The following is an 8,732-nucleotide window of genomic DNA, read 5'->3' on the forward strand; positions in this document are numbered from 1 at the left end:
TGCGATTAAATCAGATCACAAACGAAGCCTTTTTTCTATCTATTTCAATTGGTTGTAGCTAAAGATCCTGTACATGATCTCGACCTGGTCAAAACACTAGGTTAAAGACTGCCGGTTTTTTTCAAGAATCAGTTGAACATTTGGGATTAGATATGTGGGATTTACTTAAACACCTATGGCCTGACTTTAGCCAGATGCTGAATGGCACTACCAATGGGATCAGTGCGTGGTTCTGGTCATTCACATGCTTCATCTTTTTACTATCCCTGTTTTTTTTGATTAAGCACTACCTCAATTTCATTGAAAGAAACAAAGCATTGAGATCTTTGTTGGATGGGCAAAGTAGAGAAACATTGGCTTACTCTCGCCGTGAAATACTTCAGAGGGCTCAAAAGCTGAATGCCAACAATATTGGTCATCTCTGGCAGGAATTTGATGAAAGCCTTGTCTTATCTTCTGACAAGAAACAACTTTTCAACAGCATTGACGCGGAGCATTTTTTCAATGCAAAAACCTTGGCAACGGGCCTAACCGCCAGCCGTTTACTAGCAGCGACCCCCAGCTTTTTAGTGGCGATCGGGGTGCTCGGAACCTTTGTTGGATTAACCATTGGTCTAGAGGGGTTAGTGGGCAATACGGCAGAAATCGAGACCCTCAAGAGTGGTATCAATAAGCTCATCTCTGGCGCAGCAGTTGCATTTATGACCTCGGTCTGGGGGGTTACTTTCAGTCTCCTGCTCAATCTGTGTGAAAAGCTGTTTGAACGCAAAGCGCTGAACGATATCCAAGACCTGCAAAACAGGATTGATTTCCTCTATCCAAGACTCCCTGCGGAACAATCTCTGGTGCATATCGCCGAGTACAGCAAAGAAAGTAAAGAAGCACTGCAGGAGCTGCACGAGCGGATCGGAGACCGACTGCAAGAAAGCATCAATGGCATGAGCGAAGCTATGCAAAATGCCCTCACTGACACACTTAATAATATCATGGGGCCGGCCATCCAAACCCTAGTTCATTCCACTAATCAACAATCAAGCCAGGTGATGGAAAACCTGGTAAGCAGCTTTATGGAGGGTATGAGCTCGGCAGGCAGAGTACAGGGTGAACAGCTCGAAAAAGTGGCCGCGGATGTCAATATCGCCGTCAGCAGCATGGGCGAACGTCTTGAACAGCTGTTTAGTAAATTAAGCTCTCAACAGACTAGCAGCCTGGATGCTCAGGATGAGCAGTCCAAACGTTTCCAGGAGCAGTTGCAACAACTGGCCAATTCGGCAGACGAACGACAAGGCCAGTTGGAGAGTCGATTTGGTAAGATGATGGGTGACTTGGCCCAGCAACATGAGCAACAGCAAACCACGTTACTGGAGCAGCAACAAAAAATGCTGGGCAGTCTGGGCACCGCGAGCCAACAGCAAATCGAGGCTATGACCTCGGCCGTACAGCAACAACAGAACACATTGCAGGATGCCGTTGGCAAACTGCTGGATAACGTAAGTCAACAAGGTGCTCAGGCGGATGTTCGCGAACAGATTCGTCAGGATAAATTCCAACAGCAGCTGACTGACGTAACACAACAGCAGCAAGCGTTGTTGACCGCCTTAGCCGACTCAGTGCAAGCCGGTCAACAACAAAGCCGCCAAATGGCGGAACAGCACCAGCAATTGCTGACTCGCTTGCAGCAAGTGACCGATTCCGCAGCCCAGAGCAGCAAGCATATGGACAGCAGTGCCAATCAGCTAGGCCTGCTCTCCACCAATGTCCGTTCTGCCGCCGATCTACTGGGGCAGCGCTTGGAACAAGTGACACAACAAATCGAGCAAGCCGGTAGCCAAAATGCTGCACTTACTGATCAACTCAAGCAACAAGCCGAAATGCTGGCCAGATTGCAAGATGGCCTGCTGCAGGGAGCGGAGCGGTTCGAACAGGCTGCCAGTGAGGCTCGCCATGGCTTTGTTGAGATGAAGCAAACGCAGCAACAATTCCTGACAGGGGTGAGAACCGAATTCAATGCCTTAGGCGAGACGTTGCGTTCCCAAGTTGAAGCCATCGAAAAACAGGCTGAACAGTGGCTGCAAAAATACGCCAGCGAAGTCAGCACCCAGGTTCATGAGCGTATGGATCAGTGGAACAAGGTTTCTCTGGAATATGCCACCAAGATGTATCACACGGCCGAAGCCATGAGCAGTGTGCTGGATGAGCTGGAGCAACGCTGATGCAATTTCGTAAAGCTCAAACCACCAACGTTGACGAAGAAAACCCCTACTGGATGTCCTTTTCCGACATCATGTCCGCCCTGCTCGTCATCTTTATTATGGCCTCGGTGATCCTGATCCTGCAGCTGATGGAGATCCAAAAAGAACTGGAGCATAAACAAGCCAAGTTTGAAGAAGAGATTGTCGCGCTAAAACAAGCCGAGCAAGTACGCCGCACAATTCTTGACGAAGCAGTAGAGACCCTGCGCAAGCGCGGCATCAAGGTAGAGGTCAGCCAGAATCACACCGTCTTGAGCATTCCCAACGAACTGCTCGGCTTTGAAACTGGCGCCTTTGATATAAATCCGACCTATCAATCTCGGGCCAGGGAAATAGGCGAAGTGCTTAACATGGTAATCTCTCGTGACAATCGAGTGGAGTTCCTAGATACCATCTTCATCGAAGGACATACCGACAACCGTCCCCTGCAGGGCTTTATGGGCAAGGGTAACTGGGGGCTGTCAACCTTCCGCGCCATTTCCCTCTGGCAGTTTTGGGAAAAATCACTCATCGGTGATGAACAACTATCCCGGCTGAAAAATAGAGATGGCCATCCCCTCTTTTCGGTCAGTGGCTATGGAGAAACACGGCCAGCGGTGTCTAATCAAGTGACGGAGACAGATTTTAAGCGTAATCGTCGCATCGACATTCGTTTTACCATCCGCAGACCAGACAGCGCACAGTACGAACAAGTGAAGGAACGGCTGCAGGAGGAACTTCAGCAATGAAGTTGCCCGAGGCCAAATCCATGGCAACCTCTTGGGGCCTACCCACGGTAAACGCCTGGGCCGAACTCCAGACGAAGGCTTCCAAGATGGAGGGGGCTGCAGGGCACAACGACGCCTTCAGCCAGATGCTCACCTCACTGCGCAACATGGCCATCTCAGGCCGGTTTGAGGCATTACCTGGACTACTGAAGCGCCGACTCACTGCACGAGCCCTTAGCTGGTTTTGGCTTAGTGGCGACCGGTATGCCGAGCGACTGCTCAGCCCCCAACTCCTCTCCGCGCTGTTGCATGCCCAACAACCCAGGCTGACCCGCATCACACTCCAGCAGTTGGTGCAGCTCTACTTTCGTCAATTCGACCTGTTAGACCAACATGATGGATTTCGTGCCATGCTGGAGCTGGCACTGCTGTCACAACTGGAGCAACTGCCAGAACCTCGTATTGCCACCCTGCGGCCGAACCCGCTCATCAGCCTAAAACAAGAAGGACACAAACTTCTTGGATTGGACGGCCCTCGTCAACTTGCAGAGCAGACGCTACAAGCAGGACGCGAGCTTGGTGTGACATTTAGCGAACTGGGCCTGCAAGGCCTGGATGATGGCCGTTACGGCGATATCTGTCGTGCTCACTTCTATCTCGAGACCTTGCGCACTTTGTCACTGGACGAATGGTCACCTGTGATGGATGAGCTACTTAAACCCTCGGTCAGCAAGGCTCCCTTTGAGGGGGACCGCTGTATCGGCCATGCCGCGCTGGAGATCCTGATCGACCGTACAGGCCAGGAGCCCAGCGATGTCTGGCAAACCTTCATCCTCAACCTGGCAGGCGATCCCCGCATATCCAGCGCCGCCACAAATTACCGTCAATGGTGGCAACCACTGGGCGAGGCACGGATTCAAAAGGTCAGAGGCTGGCTATCCAAAGAGGATCTTCGCCTCTTTTTGCAGGCCGTTGAGCAATATGGGATCCAGAGTCATAACGACGAATTACAGCGGATGTTTCCCGCCAGAAAGCTGTTTCTGGAGGGCTTGTTCAAACTCAAACTGATCCGTAATACCCGTCTGCTACTCGGTAACCGGGCCCAGCAAATCGTTAAAGGGATTTTGGGTAAGGAAGTAAAAACCAGCTTCGCTCCCATGGATGGGGCTATGAGCGATAAAGCGGTGATCTATCTGGACTGTGGCGATTTCTACCTGATTGAAGGTTCCCACAGTTTCAAAATTTGGGTCTATTTGGCGCCCCCAAGTGACATACTGACCACTTATGAGAAACGGATATTCAGCCACGCCGCACTGACATCCACCATTCCTGCTGGCTACCAAAAACGATATGGCAATCTTCCTCTCGCCAGCATCGTCCACACACCACACACTTGGCAGCACAAGGTCTTCACCTTCTTGGCAGACAACGGCATCGGTCTGGATATGGAGCAACTACTGAGCCGCCAGGACTACCAATACCAGCTTCGCCGCTTTGGCATCCCTGCAGTCAATCCCAAACGGACACCGGTGCCAACTCCCAGCCAGCCGACAGCCAAGTCATTTGTCGACACGATAACTCACCAGTCAGCTCTAACTAGTCTCAGTCCATCACCTGTAGATCAAGCCAGGGAGGCATCCCATCAGCCCAAGCTTTATGAAGAACCCCAGCAGCTCCCAGCGAATGCGTCACGTGCAGTGAACAAGTTATCAGCTGAGCAGCTTTCAAAGCTGAATGGCAGGTTCAAATACAAGAACAAACCCACTCCAGCAACACCCCATTCGGATGAAATAACCAGCGCTAACACTGTTGCGGAGCCTTCGCTCTCCGAACTCTGCCCCCGGGTTAGCCAGCTCAAACCGCTAGAGCTTAAGGTACTGCAATATTTTGCCAGCAATGCCGGTGACAGAGCTCGTCATGGCGCCAACGTCTTGGGCATGACAGTTCAAGAGATCAATCAACAGCTTTATGGGCCCCTTGGTACGCTCTGCTGGCAAAACAGCCAATATGGCTGGCACCTCACATCCGTAGCAGCCGCGGAATTAACCGCTTATGAAGAGCATCATAAAGGCCACTAAATGCGCTTAGTCGAATTCTTGCGATCCTTTATTGGCGACACGGACAACGCCATCAACAACCAGTTAGGTTTTCACAGCCAACCTGACTCCAGCGGGTTGAATTTTTTCCTGCCAGCAAGTGAGCTCAAATCACTGCAAGTAGGACAGGGGAACACCCGGCAAAAGGTGCAACTCATCTGCCTCAACATGTTGGCCGAGCAGGGTGTGGCCGAGACCACTGCTAATGGTTTTCATATTGAGGCAGAAGACATCACTGGTATGGATGGCGAACAAGCCGAGATCCTGGACCTGCCGCCCCGCTTCCCCGGGCAATTTGTCTCCACGATTCACGGCCGAACCGGTAACAGCGGCTTTCGGGTAGCCATTACCGCCAGTATGACTGAAGGGGAAACCCCCTTTACCCGCAAAGGGCCCTTTCTGTACTTGGGTAGCCAAGAATGCTATTGGCTGACGCCAGCAGAATTAATGGGACTGATGGCTTGGGAGCAACACGAGACCCTGACAGCCGAGCTGCGAGGCGAAACCGCTAACCTGCGACTGATGGCCGAGCTGCAAACGGCGGCACGAAGTGGTATGCGCATCGACCTTAGTCATTTTGAGCGCCTTGACGTAGTGGTGCCGGACAACATAGGTATCATAGCCACCCGCATGCCGGATGGTAGCCTGCAGCTTTGCCCCTGTCTGGGAGAGGGATCCACGCCAGATCAATTGCAGAAGCGATGGGCGCAGATAGATATGAGCGCTAATGGCGGCGTGTTGCGAATAGATAATCGCGTAGTACTGCTGGACGAACCCCGGTTGGCCGGGATCCGCAACGTACTGGCCAATACACGCATTCCTGCCGACAAGGTCAATGAGTTTATTGCCACCCCTACCGCTTTTTTGGATGCCGCCTTGGTTAATCTCGAGGTTGGTTTCTCCATTAGGGTCGCAGGTGTAGGCCGACTACAGTACATGGACTTTGGCGGGCTGGATACCAACCAAAACAATTGGTTTGCTCTTGACTCCCGTCCATCACCCCCGGAGGTACTCAGCGGACTTATTCAGTCGCCTGAGGAATTGCAACGTTTTGAAGATCTATTGCAAGCGGCACGAGCCCAAGGCGCCAGCACTCTGACTTTTGGTGAACAGACGATCGACATCACCAACGTCGATGTAGTGGAAAAACAAGTTACCGCCATCAAGCAACGTCTTGCCGGCCATTCTGGCCTCGACGATGAACCAGCAGATGAATCAGTCACACTTGAGACACCAGTAGACGAAGAAAAAGTCAAAGAGCGCGTTGCCGTCATTCTCAAGGAGGCGGATGCCATCCATACCACCTTGTTGAACAAGACCAATTTCGCCACCCTGCCAGCCTCACCTGACTGGTCACGCTATGCGCGCACGCCCTTCTCTCACCAGCAAGAAGGCATCGAATGGATGCTAAAACTGCTGAATGTGGCCTTGCATGAAGATCCCGAGGATCTCTACCGACTGCAAGGCGGCCTGCTGGCCGATGACATGGGGTTGGGCAAAACCTATATGACCTTGGTGACCATCGGTGAATACCTGCATCGTCAACGCAGCCTGGGCCAGGCAGAAAAGCCCATTCTGGTGGTGGCGCCACTGAGTCTGCTGGAGAACTGGGAAGATGAGGTCGCCAAGACCTATAACAGCGTGCCGTTTCGCGACCAGGTGGTGTTGCAAGCAGGTCGTGATCTAGGGAGGTTTCGGATCCGAGGTGCAGAAAGAGAGTCGGTACAGTTGGCCTCGCTGGCAGATGAAAGCGGCATGCTAGATGAACAAAGCATCCGCTATGCCCTGGCCATAGGCCCAGAGGCCGGGATACATCGGCTGGACATGGACAGACGGCTAGTACTCACCACTTATCAAACCTTGCGGGACTACCAGTTTTCACTCTGCCGCATCGACTGGGGTATGGTGATCTTCGATGAAGCGCAAAACATCAAGAACCCCAATGCCTTACAGACCCGTGCAGCCAAAGGCCTCAAGGCTGACTTCAAGCTGCTGGCAACCGGAACCCCAGTGGAGAACAGCCTGGGAGATTTTTGGTGTTTGCTGGATACCGCCCAACCCGGGCTGCTCGGTAGCTGGCAACACTACCGGGACAGCTGGATAAAACCCATTCTGAATGCCGAAGAGCAAGAACGCGACCTGATCCGTATCCAAATCGGCGAGCAATTACGCCGCACCGTAGGTACCTTCATGTTACGCCGAGTCAAAGAGGAGCAGCTCAAGGGACTACCCAGCAAGACCATATGTAGTGGCGTACAGCAAGCAGATAGCCAGCTGCAACGCTATCACCCCGAATTGAGCCGCGTCATGAGCGGCTTACAGTTGCAGGCCTATGATGCCGTACTCGATGAGTATCGCAGTCGCCGGGCTAGTGACGAAAACATGCAAGGAGCGGCCCTGGCTGCACTCTCCCGGCTCAGAAGCATCTCATTGCATCCAAGGCTGGATGACGAAGCTGCGCTCTACAGTCAGGATGCCAAGCAGGCCCGTCAGTACATGCAGGAATCCGGCAAGCTCACCATTGTTCTGCAGCTACTGGAGCAGATCCGTAGCCAGAACGAAAAAGTCATTCTGTTTATGATGACCAAGCGGTTGCAGCGAGTACTCAAGCTCTGGCTGGATCAGATCTACGGCCTGGATATCGCCATCATCAATGGCGACACCAAGGCGGTGGCCAGTAAAGTCGAGGATCTGACGCGCAAGAAGCTGATCAGCCAGTTCGAGGCTCAAGCCGGTTTCAATGTGATAATCATGTCCCCTGTGGCTGCAGGGGTCGGTCTGACCGTGGTCAGTGCCAACCATGTGATCCACTTGGAGCGTCACTGGAACCCAGCCAAAGAGGCCCAGGCCTCAGACCGGGTCTACCGCATCGGCCAGCAAAAACCAGTGTTTATCCACTTGCCGACCCTGACTCACCCGCGATTTGATGCGTTCGATGTCCATCTGGATCGCCTGTTGCGCGGCAAGCTGATGCTGAAAGATGCAGTGGTCACCCCCGAAGCCGTCAGCGAAAGAGAAATGACAAGTGCCATGGGTCTGTAGTAATGGAGTGGGCCATCGCCATAGACGCCGCAGCGATCCAAAAATAGGGAGACCCTGTTTCGTTCGACAATTGCACGTGCACCAAAACGTGGTTGAACTTGGGTGTGTAATCCCCAACTCCCTATGGTTCCCATTTTCTGTGTACTCCTAATGATGGTAAGTCGTAGTAGAGCTCACTGCTGACCATGCCTTCCTCCATGTGCTCCCTGACCGGCGTGGTAGTTACAAATTCCCTCGTTCTGCCAGCGACACCACACCCTCAGTACCGACGACCAGATGATCCAAAATCCGGATATCCACCAGTGCCAGGGCATTCTGTAGGCGCAGGGTGATCTCGATATCTGCCCGGCTGGGTTCCGGGTATCCCGACGGGTGGTTATGCACCAATATCAGGGCGGCAGCATTGTAGTGCAGTGCCCGCTTGACCACATCGCGAGCTCAGAGATCCCCTCATTTTTAGAGACTCAAATAATTCCAAGTGTGCGGGTATATAAGCGGTGTTGCTTCAGGTAGTAGATAAATTTATCCATCAACAAGACCGCATTGGCTTCTTTCATTTTAGGGAAGGTGCGAATAAGCGGGGAAATTCTTCTCGGCTGACTCAGTCATTTCATTTCTTCATGTTTGAGCCGATT

General features: G+C 52.5%; 4 protein-coding genes and 2 pseudogenes. 4 read left to right on the plus strand and 2 right to left on the minus strand.

Annotation, left to right across the window (positions count from 1 at the left end; genetic code table 11):
- Positions 1–152: 152 nt before the first annotated feature.
- The 4 genes from zorA to OKC30_RS18405 are packed head-to-tail and all read left to right on the plus strand — an operon-like array spanning position 153 to position 8,097.
- A complete protein-coding gene (zorA, locus tag OKC30_RS18390; protein WP_270665027.1) occupies positions 153–2,213 on the plus strand; it encodes an anti-phage ZorAB system protein ZorA in 2,061 nt (686 codons plus the stop codon).
- Entirely contained in the window at positions 2,213–2,980 is a 768-nt protein-coding gene (locus OKC30_RS18395; protein ID WP_270665024.1) for an OmpA/MotB family protein, read from the plus strand. Before zorA ends, OKC30_RS18395 begins: the two co-directional genes overlap by 1 nt.
- The gene (locus OKC30_RS18400; RefSeq protein WP_125117285.1) at positions 2,977–5,037 is read left to right on the plus strand and encodes an EH signature domain-containing protein; all 2,061 of its coding nucleotides are present in this window, start codon (positions 2,977–2,979) and stop codon (positions 5,035–5,037) included. The genes OKC30_RS18395 and OKC30_RS18400 overlap by 4 nt, the downstream gene beginning before the upstream one ends.
- Positions 5,038–8,097, plus strand: coding sequence for a DEAD/DEAH box helicase (locus OKC30_RS18405; RefSeq protein ID WP_125117284.1), 3,060 nt, complete (start codon positions 5,038–5,040; stop codon positions 8,095–8,097).
- Between the two features lie 26 nt (positions 8,098–8,123).
- Here the strand turns inward: OKC30_RS18405 and OKC30_RS21550 are convergent.
- Both OKC30_RS21550 and OKC30_RS18410 read right to left on the minus strand, forming a co-directional pair.
- Positions 8,124–8,231: pseudogene (locus OKC30_RS21550) on the minus strand (hypothetical protein); the annotation flags it as partial.
- 88 nt (positions 8,232–8,319) lie between these two features.
- A pseudogene (locus OKC30_RS18410) lies at positions 8,320–8,532 on the minus strand (JAB domain-containing protein); the annotation flags it as partial.
- Positions 8,533–8,732: the final 200 nt, after the last annotated feature.

It is taken from the genome of Aeromonas sp. QDB18, assembly GCF_027705325.1.
In the GTDB taxonomy this organism is placed as follows: domain Bacteria; phylum Pseudomonadota; class Gammaproteobacteria; order Enterobacterales; family Aeromonadaceae; genus Aeromonas; species Aeromonas caviae.